The 21282-nt window shown below is 62.3% G+C and carries 22 protein-coding genes and 1 pseudogene; 17 read left to right on the forward strand and 6 right to left on the reverse strand.

Annotation, left to right across the window (positions count from 1 at the left end; translation table 11 throughout):
* Positions 1 to 35 precede the first annotated feature (35 nt).
* The 6 genes from hslV to NKH19_RS18200 all read left to right on the forward strand — a co-directional run bounded on the left by hslV (position 36) and on the right by NKH19_RS18200 (position 5467).
* Positions 36 to 587: an ATP-dependent protease subunit HslV gene (gene hslV, locus NKH19_RS18175; protein WP_352870634.1), complete on the forward strand. Its 552-nt coding sequence runs from the start codon at positions 36 to 38 to the stop codon at positions 585 to 587.
* A complete protein-coding gene (locus NKH19_RS18180; protein ID WP_352870633.1) occupies positions 577 to 1155 on the forward strand; it encodes a GNAT family N-acetyltransferase in 579 nt (192 codons plus the stop codon). Before hslV ends, NKH19_RS18180 begins: the two co-directional genes overlap by 11 nt.
* Positions 1152 to 2342, forward strand: coding sequence for a hypothetical protein (locus NKH19_RS18185; RefSeq protein WP_352982575.1), 1191 nt, complete (start codon positions 1152 to 1154; stop codon positions 2340 to 2342). Before NKH19_RS18180 ends, NKH19_RS18185 begins: the two co-directional genes overlap by 4 nt.
* Before the next feature lie 14 nt (positions 2343 to 2356).
* Positions 2357 to 2956, forward strand: a complete 600-nt coding sequence (locus NKH19_RS18190; RefSeq protein WP_352870631.1) for a DUF2585 domain-containing protein — start codon at positions 2357 to 2359, stop codon at positions 2954 to 2956.
* Positions 2957 to 2960: 4 nt separating this feature from the next.
* The gene (gene hslU, locus NKH19_RS18195) at positions 2961 to 4274 is read left to right on the forward strand and encodes an ATP-dependent protease ATPase subunit HslU (protein WP_352729331.1); all 1314 of its coding nucleotides are present in this window, start codon (positions 2961 to 2963) and stop codon (positions 4272 to 4274) included.
* A 233-nt stretch (positions 4275 to 4507) separates the two neighbouring features.
* Positions 4508 to 5467, forward strand: a complete 960-nt coding sequence (locus NKH19_RS18200) for a DUF1402 family protein (protein ID WP_502910970.1) — start codon at positions 4508 to 4510, stop codon at positions 5465 to 5467.
* Between the two features lie 243 nt (positions 5468 to 5710).
* Here NKH19_RS18200 and NKH19_RS18205 read toward each other — a convergent pair whose 3' ends face one another.
* The 3 genes from NKH19_RS18205 to NKH19_RS18215 are packed head-to-tail and all read right to left on the reverse strand — an operon-like array spanning position 5711 to position 8386.
* The gene (locus NKH19_RS18205) at positions 5711 to 6949 is read right to left on the reverse strand and encodes an NAD(P)/FAD-dependent oxidoreductase (protein ID WP_352982577.1); all 1239 of its coding nucleotides are present in this window, start codon (positions 6947 to 6949) and stop codon (positions 5711 to 5713) included.
* Positions 6946 to 7260, reverse strand: coding sequence for a Rieske (2Fe-2S) protein (locus tag NKH19_RS18210; RefSeq protein ID WP_352870629.1), 315 nt, complete (start codon positions 7258 to 7260; stop codon positions 6946 to 6948). Before NKH19_RS18210 ends, NKH19_RS18205 begins: the two co-directional genes overlap by 4 nt.
* Positions 7261 to 7294: 34 nt before the next feature.
* The gene (locus tag NKH19_RS18215) at positions 7295 to 8386 is read right to left on the reverse strand and encodes a fatty acid desaturase family protein (protein ID WP_352870628.1); all 1092 of its coding nucleotides are present in this window, start codon (positions 8384 to 8386) and stop codon (positions 7295 to 7297) included.
* Positions 8387 to 8554: 168 nt separating this feature from the next.
* Between NKH19_RS18215 and NKH19_RS18220 the strand changes: the two genes are divergently transcribed.
* The 10 genes from NKH19_RS18220 (at position 8555) to NKH19_RS18265 (ending at position 17746) form a co-directional block, all read left to right on the forward strand.
* A complete protein-coding gene (locus tag NKH19_RS18220; RefSeq protein ID WP_352870627.1) occupies positions 8555 to 9586 on the forward strand; it encodes a LacI family DNA-binding transcriptional regulator in 1032 nt (343 codons plus the stop codon).
* A 300-nt stretch (positions 9587 to 9886) separates the two neighbouring features.
* Positions 9887 to 10828, forward strand: a complete 942-nt coding sequence (locus NKH19_RS18225) for a sugar ABC transporter substrate-binding protein (RefSeq protein ID WP_352870626.1) — start codon at positions 9887 to 9889, stop codon at positions 10826 to 10828.
* Between the two features lie 99 nt (positions 10829 to 10927).
* A complete protein-coding gene (locus tag NKH19_RS18230) occupies positions 10928 to 12004 on the forward strand; it encodes an ABC transporter permease (protein WP_352870625.1) in 1077 nt (358 codons plus the stop codon).
* A 2-nt stretch (positions 12005 to 12006) separates the two neighbouring features.
* Entirely contained in the window at positions 12007 to 12774 is a 768-nt protein-coding gene (locus NKH19_RS18235) for an ATP-binding cassette domain-containing protein (RefSeq protein WP_352870624.1), read from the forward strand.
* 119 nt (positions 12775 to 12893) lie between these two features.
* A complete protein-coding gene (gene iolG, locus NKH19_RS18240) occupies positions 12894 to 13889 on the forward strand; it encodes an inositol 2-dehydrogenase (RefSeq protein ID WP_352870623.1) in 996 nt (331 codons plus the stop codon).
* Between the two features lie 51 nt (positions 13890 to 13940).
* Positions 13941 to 14735 (forward strand): SDR family oxidoreductase, encoded by a 795-nt coding sequence (locus tag NKH19_RS18245; protein ID WP_352870622.1) that lies wholly within the window; start codon positions 13941 to 13943, stop codon positions 14733 to 14735.
* Between the two features lie 328 nt (positions 14736 to 15063).
* The gene (locus NKH19_RS18250) at positions 15064 to 15330 is read left to right on the forward strand and encodes a type II toxin-antitoxin system Phd/YefM family antitoxin (protein ID WP_352870621.1); all 267 of its coding nucleotides are present in this window, start codon (positions 15064 to 15066) and stop codon (positions 15328 to 15330) included.
* Positions 15327 to 15749: a type II toxin-antitoxin system VapC family toxin gene (locus NKH19_RS18255; RefSeq protein ID WP_352870620.1), complete on the forward strand. Its 423-nt coding sequence runs from the start codon at positions 15327 to 15329 to the stop codon at positions 15747 to 15749. The genes NKH19_RS18250 and NKH19_RS18255 overlap by 4 nt, the downstream gene beginning before the upstream one ends.
* 44 nt (positions 15750 to 15793) lie before the next feature.
* A complete protein-coding gene (locus tag NKH19_RS18260) occupies positions 15794 to 16444 on the forward strand; it encodes a DUF6904 family protein (RefSeq protein ID WP_352879378.1) in 651 nt (216 codons plus the stop codon).
* Positions 16445 to 16654: 210 nt separating this feature from the next.
* Entirely contained in the window at positions 16655 to 17746 is a 1092-nt protein-coding gene (locus NKH19_RS18265; RefSeq protein WP_352870618.1) for a 3-deoxy-7-phosphoheptulonate synthase, read from the forward strand.
* 51 nt (positions 17747 to 17797) lie between these two features.
* On the opposite strand, the pseudogene NKH19_RS18270 reads toward NKH19_RS18265, so the two are convergent.
* Positions 17798 to 17899: pseudogene (locus NKH19_RS18270) on the reverse strand (LysE family translocator); the annotation flags it as partial.
* Positions 17900 to 18194: 295 nt separating this feature from the next.
* Positions 18195 to 19304 (reverse strand): Gfo/Idh/MocA family protein, encoded by a 1110-nt coding sequence (locus NKH19_RS18275; RefSeq protein ID WP_352870617.1) that lies wholly within the window; start codon positions 19302 to 19304, stop codon positions 18195 to 18197.
* A 156-nt stretch (positions 19305 to 19460) separates the two neighbouring features.
* On the opposite strand from NKH19_RS18275, the gene NKH19_RS18280 reads away from it, so the two are divergent.
* A complete protein-coding gene (locus tag NKH19_RS18280) occupies positions 19461 to 20306 on the forward strand; it encodes a MurR/RpiR family transcriptional regulator (protein WP_352870679.1) in 846 nt (281 codons plus the stop codon).
* On the opposite strand, the gene NKH19_RS18285 is transcribed toward NKH19_RS18280, so the two are convergent.
* On the reverse strand, positions 20303 to 21193 hold the full coding sequence (locus NKH19_RS18285) for an AraC family transcriptional regulator (RefSeq protein ID WP_352870616.1): 891 nt from the start codon (positions 21191 to 21193) through the stop codon (positions 20303 to 20305). The two genes, NKH19_RS18280 and NKH19_RS18285, sit on opposite strands and share 4 nt — an antisense overlap.
* Positions 21194 to 21282: the final 89 nt, after the last annotated feature.

Raw genomic sequence — 21282 nt, forward strand, 5'->3', positions numbered from 1 at the left:
TCGCCTTTTGGGATAGCGCCGCTCGGAGCCAGGAAATGTCGAACGAACTGACCATGCACGCCACGACCATCGTGACGGTGCGCAAAGGCAACAAGGTGGTGATCGCCGGCGACGGCCAGGTCAGCCTTGGCCAGACCATCATGAAGGGCAACGCCAAAAAGGTTCGTCGCATCGGCAAGGGCGGCAATGTGATCGCCGGTTTCGCCGGCGCCACGGCCGACGCCTTCACGCTTCTGGAGCGGCTTGAAGCCAAGCTCGAACAATATCCCGACCAGCTGACGCGCGCCTGCGTCGAACTCGCCAAGGACTGGCGCACCGACCGCTATCTGCGTCGGCTGGAAGCGATGATGCTGGTTGCCGACAAGTCAGTCTCGCTGGCGCTGACCGGCACCGGCGACGTGCTCGAGCCCGAACATGGCGTCATGGCCATCGGTTCGGGCGGCAATTACGCGCTGGCCGCGGCGCGTGCCCTGATGGACAGCGACAAGGACGCCGAGGAGATCGCCCGCAAGGCGATGCAGATCGCATCCGATATCTGCGTCTACACCAACAACAATTTCGTCTTCGAAACGCTCGATGCCGGCTGACCCGGCCGCCGACCATGATCCCGAAAAGTGGCAACCGGTTTTTTCGGGAAAGATCACGGTGCAACAAGAAGATAGGTATGATTTTCGGCCGGTGACGGAGAAGGACTTGCCGATGATCGCCGGCTGGCTCGCCGAGCCGCATGTGGCGGAGTGGTGGGACGATCCCGAAACGGAAATCGCCGAGATTCGCGATCATATCGACTCGATTTCGGTCGAGCCGCTGATCGTCGAATTCGACGGCAAGCCGATCGCCTATCTGCAGAGCTACGACCCGCATCTGGAAGACGACCACCCCTATGCCGACCAGCCTTACGGAACGCTCGGCATCGACCTGTCGATCGGCCGTCCGGAACTGCTCGGGCTCGGCCACGGCTCGGCAATCGTGCGCCAGTTCGTGGAACAACTGTTCGAGGAAGGCGTGCCGCGCGTCATCATCGACCCGGATCCCGCCAACGGGCGGGCTATCCGCGCTTATGAAAAGGCCGGCTTTGTTGCCTTTGACACCAGAATATCGGAATACGGGCCAGCATTGATGATGGCGCGCGACGCGCCACAGGAGCCCGATTGATCCGCGCGGAAACACTCGACAAGGCAATCGCCTCGGGTCTGATTTCGCAGGCGCTGCGGGATCAACTTGAGGCCATGGAACGCTCGGTCGCGGCTGAGGCCCAGCGCGTCGATGATGAGGGTGACGAGGAAAACCTGCGACTGGTCGGCGGCGGCAATGATCTGTTCATCACCGTGGGGACTGTTCTGCTCAACGCCGGTATTTTCTTCGTCCTCATCACCATGCTTCCTGGTCAGACGTTCTGGATTGCCTGCATTCTTGCGGTTTTCGCCTGGGCGCTCGCCGAAATTGTCACGCGCCAGCACCGGATGAAATTGTCTTCTTCCGTGCTTGCCCTGATCTTCATTGTCGCCATCCTGGTCGCGCTGGCGCTGGGGGTTAGGGCCAGCTTTGACATCCGCATGCCGGAGACCATCTGGCAGCTATTGGCGTTGCGCCAAACGGCTTCCCGGGCCGGATATCTGTTTCTCGGCGGGGGAATAGCGGCGGCGGTGATCTATTTCTGGCGCTTTCGCGTTCCCGTCCTTGCCGGGGTCATCGCCATCGCCTTCACCCTACTTGCTTTCCTGCAAACGGCGATAATCCTGTACGACGGCGTGACGACGGGCGCGGTTGCGCCGCCAAGCCTCGAGGATGTTCCCGAATTGCTCCGCGCGGCACTCTACATGCCGCTGATCTGCGGCCTAATCGTATTCTCGACGGCCGTGGCTTTCGACATCCACGACCGAGATCGACGCAAGATCTGGTCCGATTGTGCGTTCTGGCTGCATGTCGTATCGGCGCCCATGCTGGTGCATCCGCTCTTTATCATGGCAACTGGCCAGAACGTCGCATTCGGACATATCGCACCCGACGCCAATGCGACCATCATGCTGACGATCCTGATCCTTAGCTTCGTTTATGTTGCGCTCGCCATAGACCGCCGTTCGCTGTTAGTTCCCACATTGGCCTATTTCGGCTCGCTGGGCATCTACTATCTGGTCAACTCCGCCTCCCATTCGACTGGCATTCCGCCTTTTGCCTTGATTTTGGTCGTTGTCGGCGCGTTGATCATCCTTTTCGGGGCGGGCTGGCAGCGTATCCGGCGAATTTGTCGTCAAGCCCACTTTGCCGGCGGCCGTAATCCGCTGGCTGCCGCCGCTGAAGGCGTAGCGGGCTGCGATGACCGAAGAGTTCGAAGGGCATGAGGGGGAATGACGGCATGAAAGCATCCGGCGAGGACAAAAACCTATCGGCCTACGAAAACAGTTGGCGGATGGGGGTTCTCATCGTGCTTGGACTGATCACCGTCCAGGCCGTCACGCTCTATTTGATGGGACGGACACCGATCTGCACCTGCGGCTACGTCAAACTCTGGCATGGTGTCGTGCAGAGCTCGGAGAATTCCCAGCATATTTCCGACTGGTACACGCCATCGCATTTCATCCACGGCTTCCTGTTCTATGCCTTGGCGCGGTTTTTGTTTCCACGCTCACCGATCGGACTGAGGCTGGCATTCGCTGTCCTCATCGAAGGCGGCTGGGAGCTGGTCGAGAACAGCCCGTTCATCATCGACCGCTACCGCGCCGGCACCATCTCGCTCGATTATTACGGCGACAGCATCATCAATTCGGTGTCCGACACACTGGCCATGGTGCTGGGATTTGTGATGGCGCGAACGCTACCTATATGGGTGATCGTCAGCCTGGCCGTCATCTTCGAACTGGGTACCGGCTATCTCATCCGGGACAATCTGACACTCAACGTGATCATGCTGCTGCATCCGTTAGAGGCCATCAAGCAGTGGCAAAGTGGAATTTAGTCATATGAGCACATTTTCTCCCCGCGAAATCGTTTCGGAACTCGACCGTTTCATCATCGGCCAGAAAGACGCCAAGCGCGCCGTGGCCATCGCCTTGCGCAACCGCTGGCGCCGCCAGCAGCTGGAAGGCCAGATGCGCGAAGAGGTGATGCCGAAGAACATCCTGATGATCGGGCCGACGGGCGTCGGCAAGACCGAGATTTCGCGCCGCCTGGCGCGGCTGGCCGGTGCGCCCTTCGTCAAGGTCGAGGCGACCAAGTTCACCGAAGTCGGTTATGTCGGCCGCGATGTCGAGCAGATCATCCGCGATCTGGTCGAGATCGCCATCGGCCTGGTGCGCGAGAAGATGCGCGAGGACGTCAAGGCGCGCGCCCATATCAATGCCGAGGAACGCGTGCTGGAATCGCTTGTCGGCAAGACGGCGAGCCCGGCCACCCGCGATAGCTTTCGCAAGAAGCTGCGCGACGGTGAGCTCGACGACAAGGAGATCGAGATCGAAGTCGCCGACACCGGCACTGGCGGCATGCCCGGCTTCGAGATTCCCGGCATGCCGGGCGCCAATATCGGCGTGCTCAACATCAACGACATGCTGTCGAAGGCGATGGGCGGCAAGAAGACCAAGTCGCGCAAGACGACGGTCAAGGAATCCTACGCGCTGCTGGTCAATGATGAGTCCGACAAGCTGCTCGATCAGGACGAAGTGGTGCGCCGGGCGCTCGACGCGACGGAAAATGACGGCATCGTCTTCCTCGACGAGATCGACAAGATCGCGTCACGGGAAGGCGGCATGGGCGCCGGCGTTTCCCGCGAAGGCGTGCAGCGCGACCTGCTGCCGCTGATCGAGGGCACGACGGTGGCGACCAAATACGGACCGTTGAAGACCGACCACATCCTGTTCATCGCCTCGGGCGCGTTCCACGTTTCCAAACCGTCCGACCTTTTGCCGGAATTGCAGGGCCGACTGCCGATCCGCGTCGAGCTGCGGGCGCTGGAGAAGGACGATTTCGTCCGCATCCTGACCGAGACCGAGGCCAGCCTGATCAAGCAATATATCGCGCTGATGAAGACCGAAGGCGTCGACCTGACCTTCACGGACGACGCCATCGATTCGCTGGCCGGCATCGCCGTCGACCTCAACGCCAGCGTGGAGAACATCGGCGCAAGGCGGCTGCAGACGGTGATGGAGCGGGTGCTGGACGAAATCTCCTATGACGCGCCGGACCGCAACGGAACGAGCGTCACGATCGACGCCGCCTATGTGGAAAAGCACGTCGGCGATCTGTCGCGCAACACGGATTTGTCGCGATTCATCCTTTAAACGGCGGCGCCGGGTCATCCCGGCGCCGGTCCAGGCGACACGTCGGGCAAACAAGTTTCGGGTGTGGCCAGATGGTACCATCTGGCCATCTTTCGTAATGCTGGGTGAAGGGGTGCTCTCGACTCGAGAGAGAGCTTTACCTAGTTTGCGCGGCATTCTCGATCTCTTGGTTGACGCAATTCCGGACGTAAAACCGTTTCACACTTTTCCTGGAATTGCTTGGGCGGCGGCGCATGAAAAAACTGATCCTCCTCATTCTCGGCTTGACGCTGGCGGCGACGCTGTTCGCCACTGAGGCGGCGACATTGGTGCCGGCGGGAAACCGCAATGCCGTACAGCCGGACATTCCCGGCGCTTCAAGCCGGCGCACGCAGGCGACCAACACCACCTTCCAGGCGAAGTACCGCAAGGTTTACGCCTTGCTGCAGAACGACGCCGACCTGCGCGGCAAGATCAAGAAGGCAGCGGCCACCTACGGCATCGATCCCCTGCACATCGTCGGCGCCATCGTCGGCGAGCACACCTACAATGTCGACGCCTACGACCGGCTGCAGACCTACTATGTCAAGGCGATCTCCTATCTCTCCAGCAAGCTGTCCTTCGCCTATGACGGCGAGGACATCACGGATTTCGTGCAGCGGCCGGAATTCAAGAAATGCGCCGGGGTGTCGGACAGCTACGATCTGTGGGAATGCCGCGAGCAGGTGTGGAACCATTGGTTTCGCGGCAAGACCGTCGGCGGGACAAGCTTTCCCGACGACCGCTTCGGCGCCACCTTCTTCCAGCCCTATTATGCCGGCCAGACCTTCGGCCTCGGCCAGCTCAATCCGCTGACCGCCCTGCAGATGAGCGACCTGGTGCACAAGGTTTCCGGCCTGCCGAAGCTCGACGTCGGCGATCCCAACTCGGTCTACAAGACCATCATGGATCCCGACCTGACGCTGGCTTACGTCGCCGCGACAATCAGGAAATCGATCGACGCCTACAAGAGCATCGCCGGCTTCGATATTTCGGGCAATCCGGGACTGACCGCCACGCTCTACAATGTCGGCAATCCGGAGCAGCGCGCCCATGCGCTGAAGGCGGAGAACGACAGGCGCCGCGCTGCCGGCGAGCCGGAGAAGCTGCCGGAGGAGAATTACTACGGCTGGTTGGTCAACGACAAGCTACCGGAGCTGAAGGCGCTGTTTTAGGGCGCGTTGCGGATTCAGCAGCGAACTCGCTGACGTTTGCGCCGCCCCTCATTGCCCTGCCGGGCATTTCTCCCCGTATAGTGACGGGGAGAAAGTAGCTGGCCGCGACCTCGGCGCCTTCTTGCAGTGCTGGTGACTGGCGAAACCGGAGATGATAGCCCCCTTCTCCCCGTCACTATACGGGGAGAAGATGCCGGCAGGCAGATGAGGGGCGGCGCCGATCTCGAAAAGCGGCGCGGTGGCTCAAGCCGCCAGCAATGACTTCAGCTTGACGGCCTGCGATCCCAGCGCCTCCGGCGTCGGCTTCGCGCGCTTGCCGATCAGCATTTCGGCCAGCCGGATGTCGCGGGCGACAGCGTTGCCGGGGCCGATGCCGCTGGCGGCCACCAGCCGGCCGTCCTCGGCCAAATGGAAGAGGATGAAGGCACCATCGTCGAGATCGCGGCGCACCGTGCTGCGGCCCTCGTCGGAGAGCCCTGCGATCTGCAGGCTCAGGCCGTACTGATCCGACCAGAACCATGGCACCGCCGCATGCGCCTCGCCGGCACCCAGCATGTTTTTCGCCGCCAGCGCGCCCTGCTCCTGGGCGTTGCGCCAGGCTTCCAGCCGCACGCGCCGGCCGCCATAAACGGCGAGCGGAAACGAGCAGCAATCGCCGGCGGCAAAGATGTCGGGATCGCTGCCGCGCAATTGCGCATCGACTGATATGCCGTTGTCGATTGTCAGCCCTGCTTCGGCGGCAAGCCCGGTCACCGGCACGGCCCCGATGCCGATGACGGCGAGGTCGGCTGATATCTGCTGTCCGCCGGCAAGCGTCACGCGCACCTCGTTGCCATCGTCGGTGATGGACGCGATGCCGGTCCCGCACAGGATCGTCACGCCCTCGGCGACATGCGCCTCATGGATGATCTCGGCGATCTCGGCCGGCACGCCGCGCATCAGGATGCGCGGCTGCGCCTCGATGACGGTAACCGACGCTCCGAGCTTGCGCGCCGCAGCGGCGAGTTCGAGGCCGATGAAGCCGCCGCCGATGATGGCGATCCGATTGCCGACCTTGAGATGCGCGCGAATGGCGAGCGCGTCAGTGAAGGTTCGGAGATAGACACAGCGCGAACCCAATCCGGGCATCGGCAGCTTGCGCGGCGTCGAACCGGTCGCCAGCAGGAGCCTGTCATAGGGCAGGACCGAGCCGTCCGACAGCCGCACCGCATTCGCCGCGCGATCGATCGCCACGGCCTCGACGGAATGGATATGCCGGATCGATTTCTCGGCCAGAATCGCGTCGCTGGCGATCGCCTTGATTTCGGGCGTATCGCGGACCATCGCGTCCTTGGACAGCGGCGGGCGCTCGTAGGGCAGATGCGGCTCGTCGCCGACCAGCATCACCGGCCCGTCATAGCCCAGCTCCCGCAGAGCCAACGCTGCGCGCCCGCCGCATTCGCCGGCGCCGATGATGACCATTCCCCGCGCCATATCAGTCATCCGATCTGGATCAGGACTTTGCCGGCGTCGACCTTGACCGGATAGGTCTTCAGGTTGACGCAGACCGGCGCGCCGCGGGCGTCACCCGTCTTGTAGTTGAAACGGCCATTGTGCTTGGGGCATTCGATGATGTCGTCCATCACCAGCCCGTCGGCCAGGTGCACCTTTTCGTGCGTGCAGAGGCCGTCGGTGGCGAAGAACTCATCGTCGGGGCTGCGATAGATGGCGAAGGTGCGGCCGCCATGATCGAAGCGCATCACATCCTCCTCGTCGATGTCCTCGGCGCCACAGGCCTCAACCCAGTCGCTCATTCAGTCCTCCCCTGAAAATCGGATAGAAGCACGATCATTCCGCCGCTGCCGCGACGGCATCGTTGTGGAATTCTTCGCGATATGGCCGGGCGGTCGGCGGCAGCTCGCGCTTGAGGAAATAGTCCTCGTTGCGCAGCTGGCGCAGGAAGACCGGGATCATCTCGCGGTAGCCGGCCAGGATCGACGGTGTCGGCGTCGGCAGGTCGTGCTTGATCAGTTCGTGCAGCTTCGGCAGCGCATGATAGGGCACCATCGGGAACATGTGATGCTCGACATGGTAGTTCATGTTCCAATAGATGAAGCGGCTGATCGGGTTCATGTAGACAGTGCGGCTGTTGAGCCGGTGATCGATGACATTGTCGGCCAGGCCGCCATGCTGCAGCAGGCCGACCATGACGTGATGCCAGGCGCCATAGAGCCTGGGCAGGCCGACCAGCATCAGTGGCAGGAACGAGCCGGTGTAGAGCGCCAACACAATGGTCGCGGCATAGATCGCCGTCCAGACGCGGGCGGCGCGGATCGCCTTCGGCTGCTCCTGCTCGGGAATGAAGGTCTTTTCCGCGGCGCTGATGTTGCTGGCGGCATTGCGCAGCATGTCGCTCATCGCATGCCAGGCGTCGAGCACACCGACGAAGCCCAGCACGGCGCGAACAAGGTCCGGCGGCCGCATCACCGAGATTTCCGGGTCGCGGCCGACGATGATGGTGTCGGTATGGTGGCGCGTGTGGCTCCAGCGCCAGGTCACCGGATTGCGCATGATCATGAAGCAGGCGATCTGATAGACCACATCATTCATCCACTGCGTCCGGAAAGCGGTGCCGTGGCCACATTCGTGCCAGCGAGAATCCGTCGACGAGCCGTAGAGAACGCCATAGACGAAGAAGAACGGCACGCACCACCAGCTGCCCCAGAACCAGGCGCCGCCGGCGCCGCTGACGATCAGCGCGGCGAACCAGATCGCTGTATCGCGGATCGCCGGCCAGTCGGAGCGCTGCATCAGCTCCTTCATCTGCTTGCGGGACACGTCGGTGTGATACCACTCGGCCGCGGACAGGCCGGTCTCGACGGCGAGCTTGGCGTCGCGGCCGATCAGGCTGTAGTCACGCCGGGACGGCGCAGCATGCATGGTTGCCTCCCACGGCACGGCACTCGCCGAAACGAATGCCTGAGATCCCTTGTCTTCGAGACTGAAAAATAGCGCCGGATCATGATAGACTCAACATCATAAAGATAGTTTCTATCATTTCCCATCAGAATGGTGTAGGAAGCCTCAGGCAATTCCAATGAGGCAAGCATGGCGAAACGGCCGACCATCACTGATCTGGCGCGCGTCTCAGGCGTCAGTGTCGCCACCGTCGACCGCGTGCTGAACAACCGGCTGCCGGTGCGCGAGGAGACCGCGCGCCGCGTCTACGAGGCCGCTACCGATATCGGCTATCACGCCGCCGGACTTATCAAGCAGCGCATGCGCCAGGAATTGCCTGAGTACCGGCTGGGCTTCCTGCTGCTGCGGGGCAATGATGCCTTCTACGGTGACTTCGCGCGTGAACTCGAACTGGCCATCTCGCAATCGAAACGCTTCCGCGGTGTTGCGACCATCGACTTCGCCAGTTCCCTGGCTCCCGACGAGATCGCCTCCCAGATGCGCAAGCTGGCGGCAAAATCGCGGGCTATCGCCGTTGTCGGCCCGGACCATCCGACCCTGACAGCGGTCGTGGAAGCCTTGAAGGCGAGAGGCCAGCCGGTCTTTTCGGTGCTGTCCGACTTTGCCGCCGGCATCCGGGAGGGCTATATCGGCCTCGACAACCGCAAGGTCGGGCGCACCGCCGCATGGATGATCTCCAAGGCAGCGAAGAAGCCTGGCAAGGTCGCCCTCTTCGTCGGCAGCCACCGCTTCCACGGCCACGAGCTGCGCGAGATCGGCTTTCGCTCCTTCTTCCGCGAGCATGCGCCGGACTTCAGCGTGCTTGAAACGCTGGTCAATCTGGAAGCCAACCAGGTGACCCATGATGCGATGATCGATCTTCTGGCGCGTTATCCGGATCTTGTCGGCTGCTACGTCGCCGGCGGGGGCATGGAAGGCGCGGTTTCGGCGCTGCGGGCAGCAAGGCCCGCGAACATGCCGGTGGTCGTTTGCAACGAGATCAACGCCGAATCGCGCGCGGCACTCGCCGACAACATCCTCACCATGGTGATCTCGACGCCGCTCGCCGCTCTGTGTCGCGAGCTTGTCGACCTGATGGCGCATGCCATCGAAACCGGCGCCGCCAACGCTCCAGGCCAGACCTTCCTGCCCTTTGACATCTATCTGCCGGAAAACATCTAGCTTCCGTCGCGCGAGCCGCCGAGGCAAATGATAGAATCTATCAGGGCGATGCATAAATCGGCCGGCAGGCCTCTGAATCGCCCTTGACGCCCGGATGTGAAATGGAATAAATATTTCACCAACTATATATTTTGGTTCTTTCGTTCCGGAACATCTGTTTCAAACGGAGGGGTTGGCGTTCCAGCAAACGGCAAGGCGTCACCCGGAACAGAAACGATATCAGGGAGAGATTCCCCGGGGAGATCGGGGATTCCGGATAAATCGGTGAAACCGGACACCAGCATGTGGAGGAGAAACACAATGAAGAAACTGATTTTGGGCGTCGCTTTCGCGGCGCTGATGAGTTCATCCGCCATGGCCGCCAAGGTTGGCGTGTCGATGGCCAAGTTCGACGACAACTTCCTGACCGTGCTGCGCAACGGCATGATCGAGCAGGCCAAGGGCATGGATGGCGTCGAGCTGCAGGTCGAGGACGCGCAAAACGACGTCGCCAAGCAGCTCGACCAGATCAAGAACTTCGCCGCTTCGGGCGTCGACGCGATCATCGTCAATCCGGTCGACACCTCGGCCACGCAGGCTATGTCGGACGCTGCCGCCGCGGCCAAGATCCCGCTGGTCTACGTCAACCGCGAGCCGGTCAACGTCGACACCCTGCCTGACAACCAGGCCTTCGTCGCCTCGAACGAGGCCGATTCCGGCACGCTCGAGACCAAGGAAGTCTGCCGCTTGTTCAAGGAAGCCGGCAAGAAGGAAGCCAACGTCTACGTGATCATGGGCGAGCTCTCCAACCAGGCCGCCGTGCAGCGCACCAAGGATATCGAAGAGGTGATCGCTACGCCGGACTGCAGCTTCATCAAGATCATCGACAAGCAGACATCGAACTGGAATCGCGACGAGGCGCAGAACCTGATGACCAACTGGTTGTCGACCGGCAAGCCATTCGACGGCGTCATCGCCAACAATGACGAAAGCGCCATCGGCGCCATCCAGGCGATGAAGGCCGCCAACATCGACATGAAGACGGTCGTGGTCGGCGGCGTCGACGCCACCCAGGACGCACTTGCCGCCATGCAGGCGGGCGACCTCGACGCAACCGTGTTCCAGGACGCGGCCGGCCAGGGCGCCGGTGCGCTGGATGCGGCGCTCAAGCTCTCCAAGGGCGAAAAGGTCGAACACAAGGTCTACGTCCCCTTCCAGCTGGTGACGCCGGCCAACATCGACAAGTTCCTGAAGAAGAACTGAGCGGCGGACATACGGAGCGGCGCTCACAGCGCCGCTCCTCTTTCCCTCGGCGCCGGCAAGGCAGCGAGGGGCGACCGCGGCTGACGGAGGACAGAATACGTGGCACAGACATCTCATGGCGTCGGCGGAGTTGGCTATGACGCGAAGAAGCGCGCATGGCCTGCCGAGCTCAACGTTTTCCTGGCGCTTGTCATTCTTGTTGTCGTCTTCGAACTGATCGGCCGCATCTTTCTTGGCGACAGCTTCCTGTTCAACACCCGCGGCGACGTCAGCGCGATCTTCAACGAAGCCCGCCTGCAGATCATCATCCTGCAGGTGTCGATCGTCGGCATCATCGCCATCGGCGTGACGCAGGTGATCATCACCGGCGGCATCGACCTGTCCTCGGGTTCGATCGTCGGCGCGACCGCGATGATTGCGATGAGTTTTGCCCAGGTGGCGACCGTCAACGGCAATCCCAATCCCAAGGCGATGTTCCTTGCACAGGGCTGGACCGACCTGCCGGTGATCGTGCCGGTGCTGGTCGCGATCGGCTGCGGCCTGTTTGCCGGCCTGGTCAACGGCGCCTTGATCGCCTACACGCGCATACCGCCGTTCATCGCCACGCTCGGCATGATGGTGACCGCGCGCGGCATCGCCAAATGGTGGTCCAAGGGCCAGCCGATCTCGTTTCCCACCGAGAGTTTCGCTGGCATCGGCAAAGGCCTGATGCCCGTCATCATCTTCCTGTCGCTGGCGGTGCTGTTCCAGCTGATCATGACCTACACCAGGTACGGCAAGCACTGTTACGCGATCGGCTCCAATGAGGATGCCGCGCGCATGTCCGGCATCAAGATCGCCAACCACAAGATCCTCGTCTACGTCATCGCCGGTGTGCTTGCCGCACTCGCCGCCGTGGTGCTGAGCTCCAAGAACCTGACCGCGCAGTCCGGCATGGGCGTGATGTACGAACTCGACGCCATCGCCATGGCGGTCATCGGCGGCGTCTCATTGTCGGGTGGCCGCGGCTCGATCATCGGCACGGTGATAGGCTCGCTGATCTTCGGCGTCATCATCTCCGGCTTCACCTTCCTGCGCCTCGACGCCTACTACCAGGAGATGGTCAAGGGCGTGATCATCGTCGGTGCGGTCGTTCTCGACCAGTGGCGCCAACGCCTGCGGGCAATGAGGGCTTGACCATGTCAGACATCGTCCTGAAGACCGAAAACCTGACCAAACGCTATGGCGGCGTGCATGCGCTGGAAGGCGCGAACTTCGAGCTGCGCAAGGGCGAGCATGTCGCCATCATGGGCGACAACGGCGCCGGCAAGTCGACCTTCGTTCGCCAGATCACCGCCGTCGAGCAGCGCACCAGCGGCCAGATCTGGTTCGACGGCAAGGAAGTGAATTTCACCGGGCCGATCGAGGCTCGCACGGCGGGCATCGAGACAGTGTTCCAGAACCTGGCGCTGGCCGACGATCTTGACGTGCCCTCGAACCTGTTCCTCGGCCGCGAAAAGGTGCTGTTCAATCTCGGGCCGTTCTCGATCCTCGACCGCAAATATATGCGCAAGGCGACCGAGGCGGCGCTGATCCGCACGGCGGTGAAGATCCCCAATCTGTCCAACACCATCCGCCACATGTCCGGAGGCCAGCGCCAGTGCGTGGCGATCGCCCGGACCGCGACCTTCGCCTCCAAGCTGATCATCATGGATGAGCCGACGGCCGCACTCGGCGTGCAGGAGACGGCGCAGGTCGAAAACATCATCCGCACGCTGAAGGACAATGGCGAGCCGCTGATCCTGATCAGCCACAACATGCGCCAGGTGTTCGATCTTTGCGACCGCATCGTCGTGTTCCGGCGCGGCCGCATCGTCGCCAATTTGCGCAAGGAAAACACCGACGGAAACGATATCGTCTCCTACATCACCGGCGCCAAGACCGGCGAGGCGGAACTCGCGGCCTAAACAGGGTGGTCGCCCGGTTTAGGAATAATCTGGCTCGCTGGAAAAATACCCCTGCCACCTTTCGCTGACAGCAAGGTGGAGACACCACTCTCTCTAACCCATCCCTAGAGGAAATTTCCATGACTCTCCGCTTCGCCCTCCTCGGTGCCGGCCGCATCGGCAAGGTTCACGCCCGCGCCGTCGGCTCCAATCCGCAGGCCAAACTGGTTGCCGTCGCCGACGCGTTCGAGAAGGCGGCGACCGAGTTGGCGAGCGCCTACGGCGCCGAAGTGCGCACAATCGACGCCATCGAGAAATCCAAGGACATCGACGCCGTCGTCATCTGCACGCCGACCGATACCCATGCCGATTTGATCGAGCGTTTCGCCAAGGTCGGCAAGGCGATCTTTTGCGAGAAGCCGATCGATTTGAACGTCAAGCGCGTCGAGAAATGCCTGGCGGTGGTCGACAAGACCAAGGCGACGCTGATGGTCGGCTTCAACAGGCGCTTCGATCCGCATTTCGCCGCCGTGCGCAAGGCGATCGACGACGGCGCCATCGGCACCGTCGAGATGGTCACCATCACCTCGCGCGATCCGGGTGCGCCGCCGATCGACTACATCAAGCGCTCGGGCGGCATTTTTCGCGACATGACCATCCATGATTTCGACATGGCGCGCTTCCTGCTCGGCGAGGAGCCGGTGGCGGTCAGCGCCCATGCCTCGGTGCTGGTCGACAAGAAGATCGGCGCGGCTGGCGATTTCGACAGCGTCAGTGTCATCCTCGAGACCGCTTCGGGCAAGCAGGCCGTCATCTCCAATTCGCGCCGCGCCACCTATGGCTACGACCAGCGCATCGAGGTGCATGGCTCGAAAGGCATGATCGCGGCCGAGAACCAACGCCCGGTGTCGATCGAACTGGCCAACGAGAAGGGCTACACCCGCCCGCCATTGCATGACTTCTTCATGACCCGCTATCTCGACGCCTATGCCAACGAGATCGCTGCCTTCATCGCAGCGGCGACGTCGGGCAAGAAGGCGGCGCCAAGCGGCGCGGACGGGCTGGTGGCGCTGAAGCTGGCGGATGCGGCGCTGAAATCCGCGACATCGGGCAAGACCGTCCGCCTCGACAAGTAAGAACCGGAATCCGGACCCCAGACCCCAGACCCCAGACCCAGGAGCATAGCGATGAGTGCATCCGCCGATCGCAATTCGCAGACACGCGCCATCGTCACCGGCGGTGCGCAAGGCATCGGCTTTGCCGTTGCCGAGGCGCTGGCCGACGAGGGCTGCCGGGCGCTGGCGCTCATCGGCCGCTCGCAGGAGAAGGGCGACAAGGCCGTTGCCCATTTCAGGAAATTGGGTGTCGACGCGATCTTCATCAGCGCGGACGTCTCGAAGGTCGCCGACTGCAAGCGCGCGGTCGCCACGGCGATCTCGCATTTCGGCACCATCAACGCGCTGGTCAACGCCGCCGCGACGTCGGCGCGTGGTTCGCTGGTCGAAACCAGCGAAGAGCTTTTCGACAGTATTTTCGACACCAATGTGCGCGGGCCGTTTTTCCTGATGCAGGGCGTGGTGGCGCATCTGCTCGAGAAGAAGGCGCCCGGCTCGATCGTCAATGTGCTGTCTATGTCGGCGCATTGCGGGCAGTCTTTCCTGACGCCCTATTCGACCAGCAAAGGCGCGCTGATGACGCTGACCAAGAATGTCGCCAATGCGTATCGCTATAACCGCATCCGCAGCAACGCCGTGCTGCCCGGCTGGATGGACACCGAGGGCGAGGACATCGTGCAGAAGAAATGGCACGACGCGCCCGACGACTGGCTGGCAAAGGCCGAGGCGGCGCAGCCGATGGGCCAGTTGGTGAAGCCCGACCAGCTCGCGCGGCTGATCAGCTACATGGTCAGCCCGCAGTCAAGCGTCATGACCGGATCGCTGGTCGACTACGACCAGAGCATCGCAGGGTCATCGCCGGAGTAGCGTCGGCGAGTCTGGCGGCATCACTTCGTCATCCACGGGCGGAGCAAGCAGCGTAGCGACGCGGCGCAGACCCGAGGATCCATGCCGCGACTTCCGAGCGTCACAGCAGTCCAGACTTCTGCTCCGCTGCACTCTTCGATTGGCGTCCCGGCATGGGTCCCAGGGTCTCCCCGACGGAGCTTCGCTCCTGCTTCGCCCAGGGATAACGAAGTCGAGAGGCTTCGGCCCATCCCGCAATTGGCTACCATCGGTTAGCCCCCGCGCCCTGTTGCCGCCGCATCGCCATTCCCATATAGTCAGGATAGTCAGACTGGTCATGGAGGTCGCAATGCTATCTGCGCCCAAAGAGAATACCAACTGGACGGTCGCCGGGGCAAAAGCCCGGCTCTCGGAAGTTATCGAGCGCGCACAGTCTTCACCGCAGACGATCACTAGAAACGGCAAACCAAGCGTGGTTGTCGTCTCGGCCGAGGAATGGCAGCGGAAGACCGCGCGCAAGGGTACGCTTGCGGAGTTCCTGCTGGAGTCGCCGCTGCGCGGCGCCGATCTCGACCTTCAGCGTCAGCGTGACGAACCGCGTGATCTGCCGCTGTGAGGCTACTGCTCGATACGAATGTCTTGTCCGAGGTGACAAGGCCGGCACCGGACGCACGCGTTCTGGACTGGCTGGACGGGCTTGATGAGGACCGCTCATTTATCAGCGTCGTGTCGATTGCCGAGATCCGGCGCGGGGTTGCCCTCATGGATGAGGGCCGGAAACGTGAGGCACTGGCCGAGTGGCTTGCTCGGGACCTGCCGCAGCGCTTCGAGCAGCGGGTTATTCCGGTGGACGAACTGGTTGCCTTGGCCTGGGGCGACCTGATGGGCCTTGCGAAGCGCCGCGGTCGCGGTCTGGCGTCGATGGACGGCCTGATCGCAGCCACGGCGATTGCGCAAGAACTCACCTTGGCAACGCGCAATACGAAGGATTTCGAAGGCTTTGGAATTGAACTCTTCGATCCCTGGACTGCATGAGCCGCTCGGTGCAGCATGTCTGGAAAGCCGCCTGAGACAGGAGTGTGCGTTTGCTCTCATATCGCTTACTGAAAAATCACGCCGGCATTCTTCTGGTTGGTGACTATACATCTCTTCAATGGCTCCGCACGGTCGTGCATGAGGTCAATGAGCGATCGCCACTCATTAAGAACAGGGAAGGCCTGTTCTTAAATCTAGCCTACGATGTCCGGAAGGCCTACGAACGCCAACGCGAGATTCTACACCCCTCCTCAGATCATGAGGAAATGGGCATCCGTTATGGAGTCCAGGCGCTGTGGCCCGTTATTCTTCTTCAGCAAAGGATGCTGAGGGTATCGCTGGCGTATCTCGAACACACCGCAAAAACCCAGGCCATTGTCTATGCTCTGGAAGCCGTAATCGAGGAGGCTCTCAAGGAGGATTTCGCAGCGCTTGGCGCTGAAGCAGTCGCGCGTTGGCAGCGGCTGGATCCAGCATACCGCAATGTTTTCGATGGTCTCTGGAGCCGTACCGCAATTTTCTGCTCATGGTCAAAATCCGAGCGGAGGCGGCATTTTCTGGACCTACTATCCAGTTTCGAGCCCATGTACGAAACCCTCTACACATACCGCCTTCAACGTGGTGAGAAGAATCTTTTGTCACCTGGAGACCTTCTGGAGTGGGATAACGTCGAATGGCCTGATCCGCGCTGGTAAGCCCGATCAGGCACGTGACAAGCTCCTCCGCTTCGACTATATCAGCCACATGATCAACCTGACCGCCACGTATTGGTACTTTAGGAGCTCGCTGGCGGCGGGAGGATTGCGCTCGATCTGAAGATTGCAGCAACAAGATCCGAACAGCCGCCATACCTGGCGGCTTTTTTGTTTTCAGCCGGCAGGTTCCCCAAACAGGAGCAGAAAGCCGTGTTGACCACCACAGATGATCTTCGGGTCAAGGAAATCAGGGAATTGAGTACGCCGGACCAAGTGATGCGGGAGATACCGCGCATGCTGACGGCAACGCGCACCGTCAGCGCGTCACGCAACGCAATCCACGCTATTTTGAACGGCATCGACGACCGGCTGCTCGTCATCGTCGGGCCGTGTTCGATCCACGATCCGGTCGCCGCCGTGGACTATGCCAGCCGTCTGGCGGCGCTGCGCGAGAGCCTGTCGGACCGGCTCGAGATCGTGATGCGGGTCTATTTCGAGAAGCCGCGCACGACGGTCGGCTGGAAGGGCCTGATCAACGATCCCGACCTCGACGGCAGCTTCAACATCGACAAGGGACTGAGGATGGCGCGCAATGTGCTCTCCGCCGTCAACAATCTCGGCCTGCCGGCGGCGACCGAATTCCTCGACATGACCACGCCGCAATACATCGCCGACCTCGTCGCCTGGGGCGCGATCGGCGCGCGCACGACCGAGAGCCAGATCCACCGCGAGCTTGCCTCCGGCCTGTCCTGCCCGGTCGGCTTCAAGAACGGCACCGACGGCAATTTGCGGATCGCCGCCGAGGCGGTGAAATCCGCCGCCCAGCCGCATCATTTCATGGCGGTGACCAAGGGTGGCCGCAGCGGCATCGCGACGACGACAGGCAATGAGGATTGTCACGTCATCCTGCGCGGTGGCGTCGCGCCCAATTATGACGCGGCGAGCATCGAAGCTGCCAGCACCGAGCTTGCCCGCATCGGCGTCGCGCCGCGCCTGATGATCGATGTCAGCCACGCCAACTCAGCCAAGAAGCCCGAGAACCAGCCCAAGGTGGCGGCCGATGTCGCCGGCCAGGTCGCGGCGGGGGACGAGCGCATCATCGGCGTCATGATCGAGAGCAACCTCGTCGCCGGCCGGCAGGACGTGGTGGCAGGCAAGCCGCTGGTCTATGGCCAGAGCATCACCGATGGCTGCATCGGCTGGGCGACCACCGAGACGGTGCTGCACGGCCTTGCCGGCGCCGTCGAGTGGCGCCGCTCCGTGCGCCGCGCCATGATCGACAGCCGCCAGGGAGCCGCCTGATTGGTGAAGCCGGTAGGGATAAGGCGGCGGTTTTCAGGTTCAGACCTGGATTCACGCCGCCTTCAAGCCTTGCCAGGCGGTCAGCATTGAAACCACAACCAGAAGCAGTCCGGCCGCCCGGCCGGCAAAGGCGGTCGCCCGGGGATTGGCGACCGGTTGCGGCAGGTCTGGGTCAGCGGCTGGGACACTCCGGCCGCTGGCGGCTGAGGTGACCGCAGATACTTGGCGTGGAAATTTTTGACCGGTCGGATGGTGCTTGCCTTGGCAGGTCGCATGCCTTGGGGATTGGCCGAAACGCCCGTTACTTCGTCATCCTGGGGCGAAGCAAGGAGCGAAGCGACAGGGAGGCTTCGGCCAATCGCGAATGTCTGCGACGGGTCACCAAATGAATGGTGAAATCTTGCCCGCCGAGAGTCGGTAACCTTCCCCGTCGACGAACTACATGGCTCTACCTGACATCGACCCAGCGCTTTTCCTCGAAGGAGCGCGCCATCGCGTGCACCGTGCGCTCGATCTCCAGCCCTTCGGCAAACTCGATGAGCCGCGCCGGCTTGCCGGCAAGCCGCGTCAGCAATTCGTGGCATTCGATGATCTTGAGGTCGTTGAAGCCGAGGCCATGGCCTGGCGCCGGCAGGAAAGCATCGTAGGGCTTGTGGTGCGGCGCCACCAGGATGGTGCGGTAGCCCTGTTCGGTCGGCCGATCGGCGGTGAGATAGAGTTGGAATTCGTTCGATCGTTCCTGGTCGAACAGGATCGATCCTTTCGAGCCGAATATCTGGACGGCGATGCGGCCCTTGCGGCCCCAGGCCGAGCGGTTGACCAGCAGCGTGCCGGCAATGCCGTTCTCCAGATGCATGAGCACGCTCGCGATGTCATAGGTCTCCACCGCGCGACGGCCGCCGCTGGCCACCTTGCGATCGGCATAGGGCTTGGCCATGTCGCAGATGACGCTGGCGACGCGGCCGAACAGGGCGGAGACCAGCGACAACGGGTGCACGGCGAAATCGTCGAGCGCGCCGTAGCCGGAAGTGGCTTCGTGCTTCCAGAAGAACAGCGCCTCGGGATCGGCCATGAAGTCCTCGTCCATCTCGATGCGCAGATGGTTGACCTCGCCGATGATCTTCTCATCGAGCAGCATGCCGATATGACGGATCGCCGGGCTCTGGATGTAGTTGTAGCCGAGCGCGGCAACCTTGCCGGACTTTTTCGCCGCCGCCGCCATGGCTTCAGCCTCGGCAAAGCTTGGCGCCATCGGCTTTTCGCACCACAGATGCTTGCCCGCTTCGAGGATGGCGATGGCCATCTCCGGATGGAACTGGTTGGGCGTGGTCAGCGAGACGATATCGACCTCCGGATCGTTGACGACCGCGCGCCAGTCGCCGGAGGCCTTGGCGAAACCGAACTCGCCCGCCTTGCGCCGGGCAAGCTCCTCATTGACCTCGCCGAGATGGACCAGCCGGGGTTTAGGCACGTCTGGAAAGACGGCGCCGACGGCGCTCCATGCTATGGCGTGACACTTGCCCATGAAACCCGTGCCGATGAGACCGACGCCGACCATTTTCCGTTCCTCCACTGCCTGAAGCGCTTCGTGGATGAATTAATCCATTTTCTCTTGGAATGGAATGTATGTCTCATTTTTTATGGCGTTCTTGCGCAGGCTCACTATGATGGGGCACAGAGGGACGCTTCACGCATGAGCTTGGACAGGGCGACGATGGACGAACGGGTACCTCGCGACTTCGAGACGCTGCGCGCAACGATCCTCGATCGGCGCGAAAGCCTGCCGAAGCGCATCGCCCAGATCGCCGCCTATGCGCTCGACAATCCCGACGACATCGCCTTCGGCACCGCCGCCAGCATCGCCGCTTCGGCCGGCGTGCAGCCTTCGACCTTGATCCGTTTTGCCCAGCAGCTTGGCTTCGACGGTTTCACCAGCCTGCAGCAGGTATTCCGCGAGCGGCTGCGCGAGCGCAACTCGTCCTATGACGAAAGGCTGCAGGCCTTGCGCGCCAAGGCCGAGGGGGGCGCCGGCCACCGGGCGATCTTCGACGGTTTCGTCGCTGCCGCCTCCACCTCGCTCAATGACATCTCGCGCGCGCTGGACGAAGCGCATCTGGAAGACGCAATCTCCCTGCTGGCAAAGGCGGAGACCATCTACGTGCTGGCCAAGCGCCGCTCCTATCCGGTGGCGTCCTACATCGCCTACGCGCTGGGCAAGCTCAAGATCCGCAACCAGCTGATCGAATCGGCCGCCGGCCTGAATGCCGAGATGATCGCCTTCGCCACGCCGGCGGATGCCGTCATCGCCATCTCGTTCTCACCCTACGCCCCGGCCACCATCGAGGAGGCACGCAGCATTTCGGAACAGGGTGTGCCGATCGTCGCCATCACCGACAGCTCGTTCTCGCCGCTCGCCCAGTTCGCCAAGGTCTGGTTCGAGGTTGCCGAGGCCGATTTCGCCGGCTTCCGTTCGCTGTCGGCGACGATGGCGCTGGCCATGGCGCTGACCGTCGGCGTCGGCGAGAAACGACGCGACACGGGCCGCAAGCGCAAAGCTTAGAGAACCTCTACGGACGCCTCGCCTGCCGCCAAAAGCCGCGCCGCGTCGCGCGCGGGCGACAAGCCGAACTGACGGGCATATTCCCGGCTGAACTGGGAAGCGCTCTCGTAGCCGACGGCGAAGGCAACGCTTGCAACATTGCCTGGCTGGGCGGCCAGCAAATGGCGGGCTTCCAGGAGCCGGATCTGTTTCTGATACTGGATCGGGCTCATGGCCGTCGCCGCCTTGAAGTGGCGGAAAAATGCAGCGTTGCTCATATGGGCGATTTCAGCCAGATCGCTGACCCGGACCGGCTGATGGCAATGTGACCGGATCCAGGCAATCGCCTGGCCGATCCGGGACAGATGGCCGTCGGCGCGCGCAAGCTGGCGAAGCTTTCCGCCCTGGGGGCCTTGCAGCAGCCGAAACAACATCTCGCGTTCAAGCGTGGCCGCCAGCACGGGAATCTCCCTTGGCCGGTCGAGCAGCCGCATCATTCGCCGCAAGGCGTCGAGCAGGTCGTCATTGACGGGCGAGGTGGAGAAACTGTCGCCGCCGAGCGCGGGTTCATGCTCGACGAGGAGGGCGGCGACGGCCTGCAGGTCGAGGGTGAAGCCGATCGCCAGGTAGGGATGTCTGGGGCTCGCTTCGACCAACTGGCTGATGGTGGGAGTGTCGACAGTGTAGATGAAATAGCTGGCGGGATTGTATCGAAGGGTCCGGCCCCCGATCAGAACCGTTTTCGCACCCTGCAGCACGAACAGGATCCCCGACCCCCATACCCCCGCCATTGGCGCCGTGGCGACTTCGCTGCGGCCGATCGAAACGCGAGGGATCGCCGTTCTCGTGCGTCGCCCCTGCGCATGGCGCGCGGCGATATCGATCAACTCTTGCAGTGCCTCGCTCATGATCTCAGCATCGCGCATCCGAATGGGCCGCGCAACCCATATGAGAGGATTGGGCAAGAGCTGGAGAGTTTTCGGCGCGCGGTGTTTCC

Origin of the sequence: Mesorhizobium sp. M1338, assembly GCF_040318045.1 — a bacterium.
Lineage (GTDB): Bacteria > Pseudomonadota > Alphaproteobacteria > Rhizobiales > Rhizobiaceae > Mesorhizobium.